This is a genomic window from Thalassobacterium maritimum, assembly GCF_031127805.1.
GTDB classification, from domain to species: domain Bacteria; phylum Verrucomicrobiota; class Verrucomicrobiia; order Opitutales; family Coraliomargaritaceae; genus Thalassobacterium; species Thalassobacterium maritimum.
The window spans coordinates 1-1,654 of the sequence record NZ_JARXHW010000128.1 but is presented as its reverse complement, the minus strand read 5'-3'; the positions used below and the strand labels follow the sequence as shown (position 1 = coordinate 1,654).

Here is a 1,654-nt window from a genome sequence, read left to right as displayed (position 1 = left end):
TATAAAGAAAGAATATTTAGATTTGAGCGAATTTCAGCACGTAATTTCTCTGCAGCATCTATAGCTCGAAGTCCCATCGTTTTACGCCGAAATACTACGTGAGACTTCCCTTCAGGTAAGCCAGGAAGTCTAACAGAGCGACAAATGCCAGCTCTCTCACAAACTGCTCGAATAGACCCGATGGTCTTTTCATCTTTAGCATCTACAACAACTACACAGTCGAACTCTGATTCATCCCCCTCGAGCGAGCCAAGCACCCAAGATCTAACATTTCCCGCATCTCCATCTAATGCATCAGAGATATTAGCACAATCATTGGAATTGCACCCTCGACGAAATGCATATGTTCCAAGAGTAGTAAGGAGTTGATCTGCCTTTTTCTTTTTCGATGGCACTGAATCAAAATCCAGCTGCCTAAACTCCTCACGCATCGAGGCTTCAAGCGTCTCGGAGAATCCTTCTAATTCTAGAACACGCCCCAGACGGACAATCCTCGACGACGTATCCGAACTACTGATTTTATTCAGCATTCCCAAATGTCTAGCTGAACAAAATTGCGACTCGATCCCTGTTTTTACTCTTTCATCAATTTCAGCCTTAACCCAAACTAAGTGCTTCCCCCAAGCAGCCTGATTCTCCTGCAGTTCAGCGATTTCAACAGCTTCTGAAATCAATCCCGACAAACTGTAAAGTTTGGCATGATAGGAATCCGGAGAGTATTGATCAAACAACTCGCGCCATCGACATGCTACAAAAGCTGCTCCTAAATCTAAACCTTCAAGTGTATCCTGATTTGGGCACCACATTTAAAATAAAATGGCACACCTCGAAGAGATGTGCCATCATAAATGTTGGGCCTTGGGCGTGGAGTCATTTTGATGTTAGTCAAAACTTACCAACCGGCAGCCCGATATGATTAAACTAAACTCATATTTTACTTATTAATCAAGAATAATCGATAATTTCATGAGCACACAAACCATCCCCGAACCACATCCCGGCGAAATCTTACTGGAAGAATTCATCAAGCCAGCAGGCGTCACTCCCTACCGCGTGGCGAAGGATTCTGGCATTTCCCAGCCGACGATGAATCAGATCGTCAACGGCAAGCGCCCAATCTCAACCGAGACCGCCCTGCGACTGGCCACTTACTTCAGCACTTCTTGCGAGCTATGGGTCAATCTGCAGAAGAACTATGACCTGCGTATCGCAGAACGCGATTTACTGCCTCGCATTCAAGCGGAAGTAAAACCACTGCAATTGGGCGCGGCGTGAGGCGGCCCAGCCAGAACACCGAATTTGACATGTATTTTTAAAAGCTAAAAATACAAAGACCAAATGGAAAACTACGCCCAGCTCAAAGACTTCGACTTGGAAACCAGCGAACGTTGGCTATCCCCGATTCGCGGGTATTAGGCGCGCTGCACGTGCAGTGGGAAGTGTGCACACTACCTAAGACCGCCCACTAGCACCCTGGAAACGGTATAATCACATCGTCCGTATCATCAAAATCGGCTCCGAACGGTGGGTTCGCTTTGAGTTGTTTGAGATAGACCTTGTCGGGAAATGTCCCTTCTAACGAACCGCAGGGGTGATGTTGCAACCGACGTTCGATTTCAGCGGGTGTCACGGAACCTTCGGGGCCCGATGCAAA

Annotated in this window: 3 protein-coding genes; 1 reads left to right on the top strand and 2 read right to left on the bottom strand. The window is 46.9% G+C overall.

Annotated features, from left to right (window positions below):
- Window positions 1-806, bottom strand: an 806-nt coding sequence (locus tag QEH52_RS19535; protein ID WP_308952639.1) for a hypothetical protein, incomplete at its 3' end; no start/stop codon positions are given.
- A 160-nt stretch (window positions 807-966) separates the two neighbouring features.
- Between QEH52_RS19535 and QEH52_RS19530 the strand changes: the two genes are divergently transcribed.
- Window positions 967-1,275 carry a HigA family addiction module antitoxin gene (locus tag QEH52_RS19530; protein WP_308952638.1) on the top strand — a complete coding sequence of 103 codons (309 nt, stop codon included), beginning with the start codon at window positions 967-969 and terminating at the stop codon, window positions 1,273-1,275.
- 190 nt (window positions 1,276-1,465) lie between these two features.
- Here QEH52_RS19530 and QEH52_RS19525 read toward each other — a convergent pair.
- The coding region (locus tag QEH52_RS19525) for a hypothetical protein (RefSeq protein WP_308952637.1) at window positions 1,466-1,654 on the bottom strand (189 nt) is incomplete at its 5' end.